10 protein-coding genes, 1 tRNA gene and 1 pseudogene are annotated in these 17478 nt (G+C 73.1%); 7 read left to right on the top strand and 5 right to left on the bottom strand.

Translation table 11 applies throughout. The annotated features are described in order from the left end of the window. The first annotated feature begins 15 nt into the window (after window positions 1-15). Window positions 16-2760, top strand: a complete 2745-nt coding sequence (locus AUV08_RS11545) for an ExeM/NucH family extracellular endonuclease (protein WP_197459310.1) — start codon at window positions 16-18, stop codon at window positions 2758-2760. A gap of 84 nt (window positions 2761-2844) precedes the next feature. Here AUV08_RS11545 and AUV08_RS11540 read toward each other — a convergent pair whose 3' ends face one another. After that, a complete protein-coding gene (locus AUV08_RS11540) occupies window positions 2845-4800 on the bottom strand; it encodes an FAD/NAD(P)-binding domain-containing protein (RefSeq protein WP_061873261.1) in 1956 nt (651 codons plus the stop codon). A 291-nt stretch (window positions 4801-5091) separates the two neighbouring features. On the opposite strand from AUV08_RS11540, the gene AUV08_RS11535 reads away from it, so the two are divergent. After that, window positions 5092-5970 (top strand): PRC and DUF2382 domain-containing protein, encoded by an 879-nt coding sequence (locus AUV08_RS11535; protein ID WP_061867511.1) that lies wholly within the window; start codon window positions 5092-5094, stop codon window positions 5968-5970. Between the two features lie 196 nt (window positions 5971-6166). Then, window positions 6167-6255, top strand: a tRNA-Ser gene (locus AUV08_RS11530). Between the two features lie 79 nt (window positions 6256-6334). Here AUV08_RS11530 and AUV08_RS11525 read toward each other — a convergent pair. Then, complete coding sequence (locus AUV08_RS11525) at window positions 6335-7171, bottom strand: hypothetical protein (RefSeq protein WP_061867512.1); 837 nt, start codon at window positions 7169-7171, stop codon at window positions 6335-6337. 196 nt (window positions 7172-7367) lie between these two features. On the opposite strand from AUV08_RS11525, the gene AUV08_RS11520 reads away from it, so the two are divergent. Further along, the gene (locus tag AUV08_RS11520) at window positions 7368-8705 is read left to right on the top strand and encodes a hypothetical protein (RefSeq protein ID WP_061873260.1); all 1338 of its coding nucleotides are present in this window, start codon (window positions 7368-7370) and stop codon (window positions 8703-8705) included. A gap of 30 nt (window positions 8706-8735) precedes the next feature. Here the strand turns inward: AUV08_RS11520 and AUV08_RS11890 are convergent. Beyond that, window positions 8736-9851: pseudogene (locus tag AUV08_RS11890) on the bottom strand (MFS transporter); the annotation flags it as partial. Between the two features lie 141 nt (window positions 9852-9992). Between AUV08_RS11890 and AUV08_RS11500 the strand changes: the two are divergent. Next, entirely contained in the window at window positions 9993-11468 is a 1476-nt protein-coding gene (locus tag AUV08_RS11500) for a phosphomannomutase/phosphoglucomutase (RefSeq protein WP_061873256.1), read from the top strand. Between the two features lie 10 nt (window positions 11469-11478). On the opposite strand, the gene AUV08_RS11495 is transcribed toward AUV08_RS11500, so the two are convergent. Continuing rightward, the gene (locus tag AUV08_RS11495; protein WP_061873255.1) at window positions 11479-13674 is read right to left on the bottom strand and encodes a RecQ family ATP-dependent DNA helicase; all 2196 of its coding nucleotides are present in this window, start codon (window positions 13672-13674) and stop codon (window positions 11479-11481) included. Between the two features lie 71 nt (window positions 13675-13745). Here AUV08_RS11495 and AUV08_RS11490 point away from each other — a divergent pair, with 71 nt between their 5' ends. Together AUV08_RS11490 and AUV08_RS11485 are read left to right on the top strand one after the other, a co-directional pair. After that, window positions 13746-14204 (top strand): Rrf2 family transcriptional regulator, encoded by a 459-nt coding sequence (locus AUV08_RS11490; RefSeq protein WP_002858036.1) that lies wholly within the window; start codon window positions 13746-13748, stop codon window positions 14202-14204. 94 nt (window positions 14205-14298) lie between these two features. After that, a complete protein-coding gene (locus AUV08_RS11485) occupies window positions 14299-15489 on the top strand; it encodes a globin domain-containing protein (protein WP_061867517.1) in 1191 nt (396 codons plus the stop codon). 68 nt (window positions 15490-15557) lie between these two features. On the opposite strand, the gene AUV08_RS11480 is transcribed toward AUV08_RS11485, so the two are convergent. Continuing rightward, complete coding sequence (locus AUV08_RS11480) at window positions 15558-17402, bottom strand: phosphoenolpyruvate carboxykinase (GTP) (protein WP_049147908.1); 1845 nt, start codon at window positions 17400-17402, stop codon at window positions 15558-15560. Window positions 17403-17478 lie beyond the last annotated feature (76 nt).

The following is a 17478-nucleotide window of genomic DNA, read 5'->3' as shown; positions in this document are numbered from 1 at the left end:
GAGACCGAGGACGACATGACCCCCCTGCCCCGCTTCGCCGCGCGCACCGCGGTGACCACCGCCGCCCTGGCCCTGCTCGCCCCCGCCGTGGCCCTGCCCTCCCAGGCCAGCCCGGCCGGCGACTCCCTCGTCATCAACGAGGCATACACCAACGGCGGCTCCGCGAACGCCGTGTACACCCACAAGTTCGTGGAGCTCTACAACCCCACCGACCAGCCGATCAGCCTCGACGGCTGGTCCCTGCAGTACCGCTCCGCCGCCGGCACGGCCGCGACCCAGGGCACGGTCGCGCTGTCCGGCACGGTGCCCGCGAAGGGCCACTTCCTGGTCTCCGGCGGCTCCAACGGCACCGCGGGCGCGGCCCTGCCGCAGGCAGACCTCGTGGCCGGCGGGGCGTTCAACCCCGCGGGCACCAAGGGCACGATCGTGCTCGCGCGCCAGGCGGGCACCGTGACGGACCTGCCGGTCGGCTCCGTGGTGACCGGCCAGGTGCCGGGCGTCGCGGACGTGCTCGGCTACGGAGCCACGAACACCTTCGAAACAGCGGCTGCCGGCGCCCCCTCGGCCAACTCGGACCCGAAGTCCCTCACCCGCACGAACGGCGTGGACACGGACGACAACAGCGCCGACTTCACCGTCACCGACCAGGTCACCCCGACCAACGCCGCCGCCACCGGCGGCGAGCCGACCCCGGAGCCCGAGCCGCAGCCGACCCCGGCCGAGCGGATCACCATCGCCCAGCTCCAGGGCACCGGCACGGCCACCCCGTACGCCGGGCGCCAGGTGACCACCACCGGCGTCGTCACCGCCGTGTACTCCACGGGCGGCTACGACGGCTACTACATCCAGACCGCCGGCACCGGCGGCGACACCCCCGACGCCACCCCGGGCGCCTCCGACGGCGTGTTCGTGTACTCGCCGGACACGGTCGGCTCCGTGACGCTCGGCGACCACGTCCAGGTCACGGGCGAAGCGGCCGAGCACTACGGCCTCACGCAGATCAAGGTCGCCGCCGGCGGCGTGCTGCCGGTCGCCGAGCCCGGCGCCGTGGCCCCCACGCCGGTGGAGTTCCCGCTGGAGGAGGCCGACCGTGAGGCGCTCGAGGGCATGGTCCTCGCCCCGCAGGGCGACTGGACGGTCACGGACAACTACTCCCTCAACCAGTACGGCTCCCTCGGCATCGTCCCCGGCACCACGCCGCTGGACAACCCGACGTCCGTGGCTCGGCCCGGCGCCGAGGCCCAGGCCGTCGCGGCCGCCAACGCGCAGCAGCTGATCGTGCTCGACGACGGGGCCACCGCGAACTTCATGCGCTCGCCGGGCAACCAGAACCCGCTGCCGTACCTGGACGCAGACCAGCCGGTGCGCGTGGGCGCGGGCCTGGAGTTCACCACCGGAGTCATCCTCGACTGGCGCTTCGACGCGTGGTCCTTCCAGCCGCTGGGCCACCTCACCGACGCCACGGCGGCCGCCGTCCAGCCCGTGACGATCGAGGACACCCGCCCGGCCGAGGCCGCCCCCGAGGCGGTCGGCGGCAACGTCACCGTCGGCAGCTTCAACGTGCTCAACTACTTCACGACCCTGGGTCAGGACGTGGCCGGCTGCAGCGCCTACCGCGACCGCGCCGGCACCCCCGTCACCACGAACGGCTGCCTGCCGCGCGGCGCCTACACCTCCGAGGCGTTCGCCCGCCAGCAGGAGAAGATCGCGGCCGCGATCAACGGCCTCGGCACCTCGGTGGTCGCGCTCGAGGAGATCGAGAACTCCGAGAAGTTCGGCCTCGACCGGGACCACGCGCTGGCCCACCTCGTGGAGGCCCTCAACGCGCAGGCCGGCGAGCAGCGCTGGGCCTACGTGGCCTCCCCGGCCACCCGTCCCGCGCTCGCGGACGAGGACGTCATCCGCTCCGCGTTCATCTACCAGCCGGCCGAGGTCACCCCGGTGGGCGAGTCGGTGATCCTGGACGACCAGACGAACTTCGACAACGCCCGCGAGCCGATGGCCCAGCTGTTCCGCGCCGCCGACGGCACGTCCGAGGGGGCGGCCGGCACCGACTTCGTGGCGATCACCAACCACTTCAAGTCCAAGGGCGGCTCGGGTGCGACCGGGGACAACGTGGACGCGGGCGACGGCCAGGGCGCGTACAACGCGGACCGCGTGGGCCAGGCCGAGGCCCTCGTGGCCTTCGCCGAGCGCATGAAGGCCGAGACCGGCACCGACCGCGTCCTGCTGATGGGCGACTTCAACGCCTACGAGAAGGAGGACCCGATCCGCGTGCTCGAGGCGGCCGGGTACCTCTCGCAGGGCGCGCTCACGGGCGAGTACTCGTACGCGTTCGGCGGCGCCGTCGGCAGCCTGGACGGGATCTACGCCTCGCCGTCGGCGGCGACGGCGATCACCGGCCAGGACATCTGGATGATCAACGCGAACGAATCCGTGGCACTGGAGTACTCGCGCCACAACTACGTGGCCGAGGACCTGTACTCCGCGGACCAGTGGCGGTCCTCGGACCACAACCCGATCCTGGTGGGCCTCCAGCTCGACGCGCCCGTGACCGAGCCGACCCCGAAGCCGGAGCCCTCCCCGGGCGAGACCTGCGACGGCGTGACCGATCCGCGCGGCGTGCCGGGCAAGCCCGCGAACTCCGTGCGCGAGTGGCTGCGCTGCGTCGGCGCGACCCCGGGTCACGGCGGCGACCACCCGGGCAAGGGCCACGGCCCGGAGCACCCCGGCAAGGGCCGCGGGCCGGTCCGTCCCTGACGGGACGCGGGGCGCCGCACCCGGCATGACGACGGCGGGGCCGTCCGGGAGCCACCCGGACGGCCCCGCCGTCGTCGTGGGGGCTCAGCCGGCGAGCACGGCCGTCGCGGCGGCGTCGGCGTCGGCGAGGAAGAGGGCACGTCCGGCCGGATCGGCCCCGGCCTCGGCCGCGATCGCGGTGCCCCACTGCACGCCCGAGAGCTGCAGGCCCAGCACGAACACGTCCGCGTGGACCGTGCCGTCCGCGGCCCGCAGCCGGTACGGGCGGGCCGTGACGTCGAAGCCGGTGGCGGGCACGCGCACACCCTCCTCGTCCTCCCACGTCCCGGCCGCGGCGACGCCGTCCGCCAGCATCTGACGGACCAGCGGGGAGGCGGCGGCCTGCACGCGGTTGGGCGGCATCATCGCCTCCACCAGCCAGGCCCCCTCGACGACGGCGGGCCCCAGCGAGTCCTGCGCTCCCACCTGGGGGCTGTGGGCGGTGAATGCGTGTTCCTCGGCCTCGACCACGGGCGCGGGGCCGGCCCAGGTGAGCAGGCCGGCCCGGTGCACCGCGAGCATCTGCTCCACGCGCCACAGGGGCGGGCCGGAGGCGAGGCCCTCGACCAGCGGCTCGAACCAGCCCTGGACGTCCCGGATGCGGGAGGCCTCGGTGATCCGGCCCTCGGCGACCCACGCCTTGATCCGCAGTCGGCCGGCATGAAGCGCGCCGACGGCCATCATGAACGGGGACTCCTCCCCGAGGGCGGCCTCGACGCAGGTCTGCTCCATGAGCTCCGCGACGGCCCGCTGATAGTCCTCATGGGAGGCGAACACGGCGTCCTCGAACGGGGACCCATAGGCCAGGATGTCGAGGAAGCGCCGGCCGGGGGCGTACCGCTGGAGGAGCTCCTCGGCGTGCGCGGAGGTCACGGGGGCGCCGCGGCCGGCCTCCTCGAGCTGGCCGACGAGCTCCCCGAGGAATCGGCGCGCCTCGACGGGGCCGCCGAGGATCTCGGGCTGGGCCCGGACGAGCGTGGCGTAGTAGTGCCGGACCACGTCGCGGTGCAGCAGCGGCCAGAGGTGCTCGGCGAGGTCCAGGGCCCCGTGCCGGGCGGCGAGGGCGTCCACGGCGGCGTCGGAGAGGTAGCTGAGGGTGACGCCGCGGGGCACGAAGGCGTCCACCTCGGCCTTGGGCAGGTACGGGATGCCGCGGCGGGACATCAGGTGCAGGCGCGGCTCGTCCCCCGACGGCTCGTACCGCAGGGCCCGGCCGGGTCCGTCGCCGGTGCGGCGGTACACCCCGCCCCGGCCCTGGGTGAGCTGGGCCAGCAGGTCGAACGCGTTCAGGCCCATGCCCCGCACGAGGACGTCCGCCCCGGCCTCCACGGTCTCCCCGTCCACGTCCGAGGGGATCTGCGGGCCCTGGTAGTGCAGCTCGTCCCTGCCCCGCGCGGCGGCGGCCATCCGGTTCTGGCCGGGGCTGAGCTCCGCCGGCTGATGGCCCAGGCAGAGCACGACGGCGTCCGCGTCGAGCGCGGCGACCGCACCGTCGGCGTCCCGCAGCTCCAGGCGGGCACCGCCGTCGGGCCGGGGGTGCAGGGCGGTGGCCTCGGCGCGGTGCTCGACGACCTCGACGACCTCGGTACGGGCGCGCAGCCCCGCGACGACGTCCTTGTACAGGTGCCGGAGGTAGCGCCCGTAGACCGCCCGCGCCGGGTACTGGTGGCGGCGCACGCCGAGGCTGGCCTCCGGGTGCACGCGACGCCACTGGTCGAAGGTCTGGGCGGCGGTGGAGGGGCGCAGACCGGGGTTGTCGGCGGCGCACGCGGTCGGGAAGAACGCGGGGGTGTTCATGAGGTACAGCTCGGACTGGTCCGTGCGCCACACCCGCCCTGGCCCGGGCGGATAGGGGTCCACGACGTCGATGCGCAGCCGCCGGGGGTGTGCCTCCGGGGCCGCGCCCTCGAGCCGGGCGAGGATCCGCTCCAGCAGCATGACGCCGCGGGGGCCGGCTCCCACCACTGCGAGGCGGCGCTCGGCCACCAGGGGCTCGGACATGGGGCCTCCACTCTCCTCGGGATCGTTTTCACGCCTGCGGCGCGCGTATTCCACACAATATCGGTGGCCGTCAAGGGTCGCGGACCGCATGCGCCACACTCCCACCGATCCCCCAGGATCCACAGCAGGCCCGGACGAAGAATCCGCGGAATCATGCGGATCGCGTCGAGATTCTGGGAGAAGTCTGGGAATTGGGAATCTGGGGGGCCGATGGTTGACGCCACTCGGGCCCATGGGGAATTGTGAATGAGCGTAAGGCAACAAAACACCAATTCAAAAGGAGAATTCCTCATGGACCGCAACGCTCTCGACCAGCTGCAGAACTCCACCGTCTTCGCCACCGACGGCGACAAGATCGGCTCCGTCGGTCAGGTCTACCTCGACGACGTCACCAACGAGCCCACCTTCGTCACGGTGAAGACCGGCCTGTTCGGCGCCCGCGAGACCTTCGTGCCGCTGCAGCAGGCCCAGACCACCGCCGACGGCATCACGGTGCCCTTCGAGAAGTCCTTCGTGAAGGACGCCCCGAACGTGGACGCGGACGGCTCGCTGACCCCCGAGGAGGAGCAGCGCATCTACGAGTACTACTCCATGGAGTACTCCGCCGCGGATCACGACGGCGACGTGCGTCGTGACGACGTGCGCACCGACGCCGGCGCCGCCGGCGTGGCCGGCACCGCGGGCGTGGCCGGCGTGGCCGACCGCCGCGACGAGGCCGTCGTGGACGGCGACCGCCGCGACGTGGCCGACCGTGACCGCCGCGACGTGACCGACGCCGACTCCGTCGTCGTCAAGGACGAGCAGCTGAACGTCGGCACCGAGCGCCGCGCCTCCGGCCGCGTCCGTCTGCGCAAGCAGGCCTACACCACCACCGAGACCGTCGAGGTGCCCGTCACCCGCGAGGAGGTCGTGGTGGAGCGCGAGTCCGTCGACCCCGACTCCGCCGAGGCCCGCACCGCCGGCCGCGACGGCGACGTCGAGGTGACCACCTACGAGGAGACCCCGGTCGTCGACAAGACCGTGGACGCCGAGAAGGTCTCCCTGGGCAAGCGCCAGGTGCAGGACACCGAGACGGTGACCGAGGAGGTCCGCCACGAGGACGTCAAGGTCGACGGCGACGCCACCGATCGCGACCTCGACGGCCGCAACGACCGCAAGGACCGCATCTGATCTGAACGGACGCGTCGGCCTCAGGCCGGACGGCTGACAGATCACCCGGGGCCCCGGATCCATGGATCCGGGGCCCCGCTCGTGCGCGATGGTGATCCGCCCGTGAGCACGGCGTTCCTTTGCCCTGCCCTGGCCTGGCGCGCTAAGCTGGACCGGTCTGACCGCGCGTCGCCCCGTGCGAGGCGCGCCGGACGGAGGAGACGTGCCAGAGCGGCCGAATGGACTTCACTGCTAATGAAGGGCTCGACGAAAGTTGGGCCGGGGGTTCAAATCCCCCCGTCTCCGCGAGAGAGGGCCGGAATCCACGCGATTCCGGCCCTCTTCGCGTCTGCCGCGGGGACCTGACGTGCCGACCGACCGGTGACTAGCCCTCCCCGCGGCGCTCCCGCATGCGGCGCAGCAGCTCGTACGCCTCCGGCACGGAGAGCTCCGAGTGGCTGGACAGCTGGACGGCGGCGGACTCGAGGTTGCCGTCTCGCACCATGGCGGAGAGCTGATCGCGGAGCCACGGCGGCAGGTCCTGCGAGGAGAGGCGGACGGACTCCGTCCCCCGCATCACCTCGACCTCGAAGGGGAGCTCCTCCTCGGCGGGGGCGGCGGTCCACTCGGCGGGGACGGTCAGGGTCGTCAACTCGTCTGCGGGCGGCGCTGCTGAGTCGTGGTCGGCGTCCTGCCGGGCGTCGTCCTCGGCCACGGCGTCAGAGGTCTCGCGATCGGGCGTCTGGGCGTCCGGCTCCCCCCGCCCGCTCGAATCCTGTCCGGGCCGCTTCGGCCCGGGGGTCTCGGCCGGGGCCGCATCGTCCCGGTGGGGCTCCCCATGGTCGTCGGGAACGGGCCCCGCGACTCCGGCGGACGTGGCGTCCGGTTCCTGCACCGGCTCGGAGTAGACCTGCGGATGCACGGCGAGGGACTGCACGTCCATGACGGCGTCCTTCAGGCCGCGTCCCGTGTGGGCGCGGTAGTCGCGCACGGCCTCCATCACACGGCTCTGGGCGATGTGCCCGTACACGCGCCGATGGGCGTCCTCGTCCAGCAGCCCCGCCGCCAGACGCGCCCGCTCCGGTCCGATGTCCAGCCCGCGACCGGACGGCGTGCGCTGATCCGCCGCCTGACGCGCTCGACCAGCCGACATCCACCGGGCGGCGGCGAACGCGAGGGCGCCGATGACGACCACCGCGAGGACAGGGACGAGATATTCCATGCCTCCAGTCTAGGTGTGGCCCGCGAGGGCCATGCCGGCAGCCGCGGCGCCACATCACAACCCGGTCACAGTTCTGCCAGGGCTCCAGAGCCACCGGGGGGCCTCCCCTACGGTGGAACGTGGAGTCCTCCGTGTCTGGTCACGGCGGCCATGGAGGAGACACTCCGCCCGCCACTCGACCGAGCCAGGAGACCGCATGTCCTTCCCCCGCCCGTCCGCCCGCACCGTCGACACCCCCTCGCCCCGGCGACGCCGCTGGTGGGGGACGTCGGTGGCGCTCGCCCTCGTGCTGGCCGGCTGTGCCGCCCCGCAGGGGGACGAGGGGACGGCGGCCGGGTCCTCCGGCGCCACGGACGCGGCCGTCTCGTCGCCCGCATCTGCGGACGGATCGGAGGCCTCGTCGTCGCAGGGACGGTCCTCGGATGCGGCGTCGTCCGGTGAGGGCTCGCCGTCGGCCGCCGCGGACCCCGCGCTCCCCCGGGCCGCCCGCTCCCATGAGGACGTGCCGATGCGGGCCTTCACGGCGGAGGAACGCCCGCCGCAGTTCGTCCTCTTCTCCTTCGACGGTGGCCGTCAGGACGCGCGCTGGAAGACCTTCCTGGACGCGGCGGCGGACTCCGACGCGAAGTTCACGGTGTTCCAGTCCGCGATCAACCTCATCGAGACCGCCAACCGGGAGAACTACACGGCGCCCGGCAACGAGCCCGGCTACGTGGGCACGGAGTTCGGCGGCGACGAGGCCGAGGTGGCGCAGCGCATCGAGAACATCAACACGGCACACGCCGCCGGCCACGAGATCGGCACCCACTACGCGGGTCACCTGGGCGCGCCCACGAGGTACGGCGCAGACCAGTGGTCCACGGCCGAATGGAAGCAGGAGTACGGCTCGTTCACGGACATCCTCTCCGACCCCGGCGCCTACAACCCGGGCAGCTCCCTGCCGGCGCTGGAGGTCACCCCCGACGACGTCAAGGGCGGACGCCTGCCCTGCCTCGACGGGGAGTGGGACCAGCTCGTCCCGATGTGGAAGGACAACGGACTCGAGTACGACACGTCGCGTGCCGCGGCCGCCTCCGGCGTCGCCTGGCCCTACCAGGAGGACGGGATCTGGGAGTTCGAGATGCCGATGACCTGGTCCCCCGTGCTCGCCGAGAAGGACGCGGCCAGCCCGTTCGTGATGGCGATGGACTACAACTTCTGGATCTCCGGCAACGGCGGCAAGGACATCCCGGAGGACGTCTCCCGACTCACCGACTTCCAGTACCGCACCTACCGCTACATGTACGACTCGGCGTTCGCGGGCAACCGCGCCCCGCTGGTCTTCGGCAACCACTTCAACGACTGGGGTCTCAACGCGTTCAACCCGGCTGTGGAGAAGGTCATGCGGGAGGTCTGCGTCGAGGAGGACACCTACTGCGTGACCTACCAGCAGATGATCGCGTGGCTCGAGCTGCAGGACCCGGAGGTCCTCGCCGCCTGGCGCGACCAGGCCCGGTCCGCCACCGGCACGGATGCCGAGGCCCTCGGCTGGTGATCGGCGGGTCGACCCACTGACATCCGCCCCGACGACGGCGCTCACCAGGGCGGTCAGCACCAGGGCCAGGACCATCAGCACCGTCCCCGGCCACCCATGGGATTCGTGGAACACGCCGCCCAGCCAGCCGAAGAGGCTCGAGCCGGCGTAGTACGCGAAGTTGTACAGGGAGGTCGACTGGGCGCGGCCCGTGGGGGCGGCCGTCCCAGACCACGCGGAGGCCACGGCGTGGGCGGCGAAGAACGCGCCCGTCACGAGCACGAGGGCGGGCACCAGCACCGCCGGATGCGGGACCGACGTGAGGGCGACGCCCGCCGCCATGGCCGCCGTCGCGCCGGCCAGGACGGGCAGCCGGCCCACCCGCGCGGCCAGCCGACCCGCGCGCGGCGACGACCACGTGCCCGCGAGATAGGCGAGGAAGACGAGGCCGGCCGCCGTCGGCGTCCAGGAGAACGGCGGGTCGAGCAGGCGGTACCCCACGAAGTTGTACAGCGCCACGAACCCGCCCATCAGCAGCGCCCCCTGCAGGTAGACGGCGACGAGCTCCGGCGAGCGCAGGTGACCGCGCACGATGCGCACGAGCGTCGCCGGGGAGGTGGGCGACGGCGTGAAACGTCGGGCACGCGGCGTGATCGCCAGGAAGCCGACCGTGCACAGCACCCCGACCACGGTGACGGCCAGCATCCCGCCGCGCCACGAGGACGCCTCCGCGACGGGCAGGGCGAGGAGCCGGCCGGAGAGCCCGCCGAGGGTGGTGCCGGCGATGTAGGTGCCGGCGGCCGCCGCGACCGCGTGCGGGACCACCTCCTCCGCCAGCAGCGCCACGGCGAGTCCCGCGACACCCCCGTGCGCCATGCCCTCGAGCAGGCGCAGGCCCAGCATGGCCTCGAACGTGGGTGCGAGGACGCCCGTGAGCGCGCACGCACTGGCGGAGACCATCGAGACCACCATGGCGCGTCGGCGGCCCCACCGGTCCCCGGCCACGGACCACGGCACCACCGACAGGGCGAGGCCGAGTGTGCTGGCGGAGACGAGCAGGGCGGCACGGTCCGCGGGGACGCCCAGGTCGTCGCTGACCAGCGGCAGCAGGCCCTGCGGGGAGTAGAGCTGGGCGAACGTGGCCACCCCCGCCAGGAACAGCCCGATCAGCAGCCTGCGGTACGCGGGCTCCCCGGGAGCGGCCGGCGCGGGTCCCGACGGCGGGACGGCCGGGGGCCCCGCGCTCGGGGGCGGAGTGGTCGGGGGCACGCCCTCACTGTATCCAGGCTGTCCACTACGATCGGTCGGGTGACTACCTCGACCCCCTCCCTCGACCTGCACGACTCCTTCAAGGCGTACGACGTCCGCGGCATCGTGGGCGAGTCCATCACGGCGGAGAGCGTCCGCGCGGTGGGCGCGGCCTTCGTGGACGTGCTGGGCCTGGCCGGTCAGACCGTGCTGGTCGGCGGGGACATGCGCCCCTCCTCGCCCGCGTTCATGACGGCCTTCGCCGAGGGTGCCACGCGCCGCGGCGCCGACGTCGTCACCCTGGGGCTGATCTCCACGGACATGCTCTACTACGCGGCGGGCGTGAAGCAGGCCGCGGGCGTGGTGTTCACCGCCTCGCACAACCCGGCCGAGTACAACGGCATGAAGATGGCCCAGGCCGGCGCCGTGCCGGTCTCCTCGGACACCGGGCTGTTCGAGATCCGCGACGCGGCCCAGGCCTACCTCGACGCCGGTGAGATCCCCGCGGCCGAGACCACCGGCACCGTGACGGAGGAGGACATCCTCCCCGGCTACGCCGCGTACCTGCGCTCGCTCGTGGACCTGACGGGGGTGCGCCGCCTGAAGGTCGTGGTGGACGCGGGCAACGGCATGGCGGGCAAGACCACCCCGGCCGTCCTCGGCGACGCCGAGCTGGCCGCCCTGCCGCTGGAGATCGAGCCGCTCTACTTCGAGCTGGACGGCACCTTCCCGAACCACCCGGCCAACCCGCTGGAACCGGAGAACCTGCGGGACCTGCAGGCCGCCGTCGTGGAGCACGGCGCGGACATCGGCCTGGCCTTCGACGGCGACGCCGACCGCTGCTTCGTGATCGACGAGCAGGGCGCCCCGGTCTCCCCCTCCGCGGTCACCGCCCTGGTGGCCCGCCGCGAGATCGCCCGCGCGAAGGCCGACGGCGAGCAGACCCCCGTGGTCATCCACAACCTGATCACCTCCCGCGCCGTCCCCGAGCTCGTGGCGGCCGACGGGGGCCGGGCCGTGGAGACCCGCGTGGGCCACTCCTTCATCAAGGCGGTCATGGCCGCCGAGTCCGCCGTCTTCGGCGGCGAACACTCCGCGCACTACTACTTCCGCGACTTCTTCAACGCGGACACCGGCATGCTCGCGGCCATGCACGTGCTGGCGGCCCTGGGCGGCCAGGAGCAGCCGCTGTCCGAGCTGGCCGAGGAGTACGAGCCGTACGTGGCCTCCGGAGAGATCAACTCGCAGGTCGCGGACAAGGACGCCGCCGTGGCCGCGGTGGTGGCGCAGTTCGCCCCCGCCGTGGGCGAGGGCGTCGGCGAGGGCCAGGCCGTGCACGAGGACTTCGCCGGGGTGGCCACCACGGTGACCCGCATGGACGGCACCACGGTCGCCGCCCAGGACGGCACGTGGTGGTTCAACCTCCGCCCGTCCAACACGGAGCCGTTCCTGCGCTACAACGGCGAGGCCCGCACGGCCGCCACCATGGAGGCGCTCCGCGACGCCGTGCTGGCGATCGTCCGCGCGGAGCGCTGACCTCGGCGGCTCATCCGGCCTGGGCCAGGACGAGCGGCAGCACCCCCTGGGCGCCGGCCTCGCGCAGCACCCGCGCAGCCTCGGCGAGCGACCACCGCGAGTCGACGAGGTCGTCGACCAGCAGCACGGGGCCGTGGCGGCCGGCGTCCGGGGCGGTGCGCAGCATCTGCGCCATCGCCTCGGGGACGGCGAACCGGCCGTACACGGACCCGAGCCGGTAGGCGCTGTTGCCGCCCGGCCCGGCCGTGGGGCCGCCGCGCGCGTGCTCGAGCGAGCCGAGGAACGGCAGCCGGCCGATCCGGGCGATCCCCTCGGCGAACGACCCCACCAGCTGCGGGCGGGTGCGCGAGGGCATCGCGACGACGGCGATCGGCCGCGTCCGCCACCCCCAGCCGGCCAGGACGTCGACGGCGCCCCGCAGGACCTCCTCCGGCACCGGGGCGTCCTCCCGGTCCAGCAGGTCCCGCAGGACGGTGCCCCACCCGAGGTCCGTCAGGCGGGCGAGCGCGCGACCCTCCTCGGCCTGTGACTCGGGCGCGATGCGCCCCTTCACGGGCACGCCCAGCCGGTCCATGCCCGAGGGCCACATGCGACGGGGCTCGATCGGCACGCCGGTGCGGCGCAGGGCGGCCTCCGCGCGCTCCCCCGCCGCCCCGTCCGATCCCGTCGGGTACCAGGGGCCGGCGCAGACGTCACAGCGGCCGCACGGCGCGGCGGTGGGGTCGTCCAGGGTGCGGGCCAGGAACTCCATGCGGCACCGGTCCGTGGTCTGGTAGTCGAGCATGAGCCGCTCCTCGGCCCGGCGCGCCTCGGCCACGCGGGCGTACCGCTCGGCGTCGTACGTCCACTCCCGCCCGGTGGCGCGCCAGCCGCCGCCCACCCGCTCGACCGCCCCGTCCACGGCGAGGACCTTGAGCAGCAGCTCCAGGGTGGTGCGCTTGATCCGCACGGCCGGCTCGAGCGCCGCCACGGAGAGGGCCCCGCCGTGGTCCGCGAGCGCCCCCAGCACGGCGCGCGCCTGCTCCTCGTCCGGCATGGAGGCGGTGGCGAAGTACTCCCAGATGCGACGGTCCTCGGGCCCGGGCAGCAGGAGCACGTCCGCGTGGTCCGTCCCGCGGCCGGCACGGCCGACCTGCTGGTAGTACGCCACGGGCGAGCCCGGCGCGCCGAAGTGCACCACGAACGTCAGGTCCGGCTTGTCGAAGCCCATGCCGAGCGCCGAGGTGGCCACGACGGCCTTCACCCGGTTGGCCTTGAGGTCCTCCTCGATCTCGGCGCGCCGCTCCGGGTCCGTGCGGCCCGTGTAGGCGACCACCTCGTGCCCCGCCTCGCGCAGGGCGCGCGCCGTGTCCTCGGCGGCGGAGACCGTGAGGGCGTAGACGATCCCGGAGCCCGGCAGGTCCGCGAGGTGGTCGAGGAGCCAGGCCAGGCGCGCGGCCGGGCTGGGCATGCGCAGCACGCCCAGGCGCAGCGAGGCGCGGGCCAGGGGGCCGCGGAGCACGAACACGTCCTGCTCGGAGGCGACGCCGAGCTGCTCCACCACGTCCGCCACCACACGGGCGTTGGCCGTGGCGGTGGTGGCCAGCACGGGCACCGCGCGCGGCCCCTCGGCGGGAAGCAGCCCGATCAGGTCCCGGATGCGGCGGTAGTCCGGCCGGAAGTCGTGGCCCCAGTCGGAGATGCAGTGGGCCTCGTCCACCACGAGCAGGCCCATGCGCGCCACGAGGTCCGGCAGCTGCTCGTCCCGGAACCGGGGGTTCGTGAGGCGCTCGGGCGAGATCAGCAGCACGTCCACCTCGTCCGCCGCGAGCCGGGCCCGGACCTCGGCCCACTCCGTGGCGTTCGCCGAGCTCACGGACACCGCGCGCACGCCCGCCCGGGCGGCGGCCGCGACCTGGTCCCGCATGAGCGCGAGCAGCGGGGAGACGATCAGCGTGGGCCCCGCGCCGCGGGCGCGCAGCAGGAGGGAGGCCACGAAGTACACGGCGGACTTGCCCCAGCCGGTGCGCTGCACCACCAGGGCGCGGCGGCGGTGGGCCACGAGCGCCTCGATCGCCTCGAACTGCCCGTCCTTGAATCGCGCGTCCGGCCGGTCCACGAGCCGACGCAGGACGGCCAGGGCCTCCTCGTGCAGCGCGGCGTCGCCCCCCGGCACGGAGGTCTCGGGGAGGCGGGGGCCGGCGTCGGGGTGCGAGGTGGCGTCCATGGCGTCAGTATGCCAACCGGCCCGGACACCGCAGGCGCGGCGGCGCCGTGCACCGGTGGGATGATGGCGGGATGAAGCTGAGCGCCTACACCGACGTCTGCCTGCGTGTGCTGATGACGCTCGCGGCCGCCGAGGGGGAACGGCTCACCAGCCAGCAGATCGCGGACCGGATCCAGGTGCCCTACAACCACGTGATCAAGGCGGTCGCCGAGCTGCGTCGCCGCGGGACCATCGAGGTGCTGCGCGGTCGGCATGGCGGGGCCATGATCGCCGCGGCCGGTCTGGACCAGCGTGTGGGCGAGCTCGTGCGCTCGCTGAGCAGCCGCGACGAGGTGATCGACTGCGCCGGGCGCGACTCCGGGGTGGCGTGCCCCTACGCCGGCGACTGCCGCCTGCGCGGCGCCCTGCACCGCGCACGCGAGGCCTTCCTCGCCGAACTCGACACCGTGCGGATCCGGGATCTGGTGAGCGCTGGGCCTGTCGGCGGGCCCGTGCTGCTGGGCCTGCCGGAGATCCCCGTGGCGCACTGAGGGAACGAGCCGGGGGCGAGTTCCCGACGGCGACGGCCGGGTGTAATCTGGCAAAATCAGCGCAAGATTCCCCACCGAGGAGACGGAGACCCCCGTGCTGTCCGAGAAGTCCCGCCCCGTCATCGAGGCCACCGCCGCCGTCGTCGCCGAGCACATGCCGGAGATCACGCCCCTGTTCTACGCCCACATGTTCGAGGCCCACCCCGAGCTCCTCGACGGCGTCTTCTCCCGCGCCAACCAGCGCAACGGCGAGCAGGCCCAGGCCCTCGCCGGATCCATCGTGAAGTTCGCGGTGCACCTGCTCGAGAACCCGGGCACCCTGCCCGAGGCCGTCCTGTCCCGCATCGCCCACAAGCACACCGCCCTCGGCATCGTCGAGGAGCAGTACCCGATCGTCTACGAGAACCTCTTCTGGGCCATCGGCGAGGTGCTCGGCGACGCCGTCACCCCCGCGGTGGCCGACGCCTGGACCGAGGTCTACTGGCTCATGGCCGACGCCCTCATCAAGATCGAGAAGGGCCTCTACGCCCAGCAGGCCAACGACAGGATGTGGACGGATTGGAAGGTCGTCGCGAAGGAGCCCACCGGCAACGCGGCCGTCACCTTCCGCTTCGAGCCGGCCGACGACACCCCGCAGACCCGCGGCAAGGCCGGCGGCTACGTGTCCGTACGACTGAAGGTCGAGGACGGCCTGCGCCAGTGCCGCCAGTACTCCCTCTCCGAGAAGGCCGGGTCCGCCACCGAGCGCGTCATCACCGTGAAGCTGGACGAGGGCGGCGAGGTCTCGCCCACGCTCATCCAGAGCGTGGAGGTCGGCGACGTCATCGAGCTGTCCAACCCCTACGGCGACATCACCCTCGAGGACGAGGACTCCACCGCTCCCCTGGTCCTGGCGACCGCCGGCATCGGCATCACCCCGGCCGCGGCGATCCTGGACACCCTCGCCCAGCAGGGCTCGGACCGCCAGGTCCTCTTCTTCCACGGCGACGCGTCCTGGGAGGCGGTGGCCCTGCGCGAACAGGTGACGGAGTCCCTGGCGGCGCTGCCGCACGGTGACGCCCGCCTCTTCCTCGGGGTGCGGCCCGAACAGGACCCCGAGGGCGTCACGACCGTCGAGGGTGTGATGCACTTCGACGACGTCGAACTGCCCCGCGACGGGCACTACATCCTGTGCGGCCCGCTCGCGTTCATGCAGTCCACCCGCTCGAAGCTGATCGACGCCGGCGTGCCCGCGACGTCCATCCGCTACGAGATCTTCGGCCCGGACCTCTGGCTCGCCGCCTGATCCGGCCCCGGAACGCGGAACGGCCCGCACCCCTCACGGGGTGCGGGCCGTTCCGCGTGCGGCGGGGCTCAGGCCTGGGCGAACCGGGCCTTCTGCGCCTCGAAGCGCTCGCGCACGACGGCGGGCAGCGACTCGCCGAACCGGCCGAGCCACTGCTCGATGAGCTCGTTCTCCTCGGCCCACTCCGCGGCGTCGACCTTGAGGGCGTCCTCGAGGTCCTCGGCCGACACCTCGATGCCGGACAGGTCGAGCGAGCCCGCGGCCGGCACGAGACCGATCGGGGTCTCCTCGGCCTCGGCCTTGCCCTCGAGGCGCTCCACGACCCACTTCAGGACGCGCGAGTTCTCGCCGAAGCCGGGCCAGGCGAAGCCGCCGTCGCGGTTGCGGCGGAACCAGTTGACCAGGTAGATGCGCGGCAGCTTCTCCGGGTCGGCCTTGCCGGACTCCCTGACCCAGTGGGCCAGGTAGTCGCCGGCGTCGTAGCCGAGGAACGGCAGCATGGCCATCGGGTCGCGGCGCACGACGCCCACGGCGCCGGCGGCGGCCGCGGTGGTCTCCGAGGAGAGGGTGGCGCCCTTGAGGATGCCATCCTCCCAGTCGAAGGCCTCGGTCACCAGTGGCACGGTGGTCTTGCGGCGGCCGCCGAACAGGATGGCGTCCAGCTTCACGCCCCGCGGGTCGCGGTACTCGTCGGCCAGCATGTCCGTCTGCTCGATGGGCGTGCAGAACCGGGAGTTCGGGTGGGCGGCCGGGGTGCCGGACTCGGGCGTCCAGTCGTTGCCGCGCCAGTCGGTGAGGTGCTCGGGGACCTCGTCCGTCATGCCCTCCCACCACACGCCGCCGTCGTCGGTGAGGGCGACGTTGGTGAAGATGGAGTTGCCCTTGGAGATCGCGCGCATGGCGTTCGGATTGGTGGACCAGCCGGTGCCGGGGGCGACGCCGAAGTAGCCGGTCTCCGGGTTGATCACGCGGAACTCGCCGTCCTTGCCGGCGCGGATCCAGGTGATGTCGTCGCCCAGGGTCTCGGCCTTCCAGCCCTCGATCGTGGGGTCGATGAGGGCGAGGTTGGTCTTGCCGCAGGCCGACGGGAAGGCGCCGGTGATGTGGTAGGACCGGCCCTCGGGGTTGGTCAGCTTGAGGATCAGCATGTGCTCGGCGAGCCAGGCCTCGTCCCGGGCCATCACGGAGGCGATGCGCAGCGCGTAGCACTTCTTGCCGAGCAGGGCGTTGCCGCCGTAGCCGGAGCCGAAGGACCAGATGGAGCGCTCCTCGGGGAAGTGCACGATCCACTTGGTCTCGTTGCACGGCCACGGCACGTCCTGCTCGCCCGGCTCCAGCGGGGCGCCCACGGAGTGCACGGCCGGCACGTAGAAGGCCTGCTCGCGGGACATCTTGTCCAGCACGTCCTGGCCGATGCGGGCCATGATGCGCATCGAGAGGACCACGTAGGCGGAGTCGGTGATCTCCACGCCGTACTTCGGGTCCTCGGCGTCGAGGTGGCCCATCACGAACGGGATCACGTACATGGTGCGGCCACGCATGGCGCCGGTGAACGCGTCGTCGAGGATGCCGTGCATCTTCGCCGGGTCCATCCAGTTGTTGGTGAAGCCGGCGTCCTCCTCCTTCTCGGAGCAGATGAAGGTGCGGTCCTCCACACGGGCGACGTCGGCGGGATCGGAGAACGCGGCGAAGGAGTTGGGGAACTTGTCCTCGGCCAGGCGGGTCAGGGTGCCCGCCGCCACGAGCTCGTCCGCGAGGCGGTCGCGCTCCTCCTCGGAGCCGTCGACCCACTGGACGGAGTCCGGCTGCGTCAGCTCTGCAATCTGAGCGACCCACTCGCGCAGCTGGGCGTAGTCCGTGGGCGCGTCCGCCAGGGCGCGATCCGCGAACGAGGTGGTGGCGTTGTCAGCCATGGTGGAGAGTCCTCCCATTGGGGTCCGGGGCCGTTCCGTCCCGTCCACTCCGATGCGTGCACCGCCGAAGCGCGCA

Origin of the sequence: Micrococcus sp. CH7, from assembly GCF_001595485.1 — a bacterium.
In the GTDB taxonomy this organism is placed as follows: domain Bacteria; phylum Actinomycetota; class Actinomycetes; order Actinomycetales; family Micrococcaceae; genus Micrococcus; species Micrococcus luteus.
The sequence above is the reverse complement of the archived record's forward strand: the minus strand, read 5'-3'. Positions and strand labels throughout refer to the sequence as shown.

What these genes read in the sequence shown, in the direction of transcription:
- AUV08_RS11545 (WP_197459310.1), top strand. Translation starts at nt 16, where the DNA reads ATGACCCCCCTGCCCCGCTTCGCCGCGCGCACCGCGGTGACCACCGCC.
- AUV08_RS11540 (WP_061873261.1), bottom strand. Translation starts at nt 4,800, where the DNA reads ATGTCCGAGCCCCTGGTGGCCGAGCGCCGCCTCGCAGTGGTGGGAGCC.
- AUV08_RS11535 (WP_061867511.1), top strand. Translation starts at nt 5,092, where the DNA reads ATGGACCGCAACGCTCTCGACCAGCTGCAGAACTCCACCGTCTTCGCC.
- AUV08_RS11525 (WP_061867512.1), bottom strand. Translation starts at nt 7,171, where the DNA reads ATGGAATATCTCGTCCCTGTCCTCGCGGTGGTCGTCATCGGCGCCCTC.
- AUV08_RS11520 (WP_061873260.1), top strand. Translation starts at nt 7,368, where the DNA reads ATGTCCTTCCCCCGCCCGTCCGCCCGCACCGTCGACACCCCCTCGCCC.
- AUV08_RS11495 (WP_061873255.1), bottom strand. Translation starts at nt 13,674, where the DNA reads ATGGACGCCACCTCGCACCCCGACGCCGGCCCCCGCCTCCCCGAGACC.
- AUV08_RS11490 (WP_002858036.1), top strand. Translation starts at nt 13,746, where the DNA reads ATGAAGCTGAGCGCCTACACCGACGTCTGCCTGCGTGTGCTGATGACG.
- AUV08_RS11480 (WP_049147908.1), bottom strand. Translation starts at nt 17,402, where the DNA reads ATGGCTGACAACGCCACCACCTCGTTCGCGGATCGCGCCCTGGCGGAC.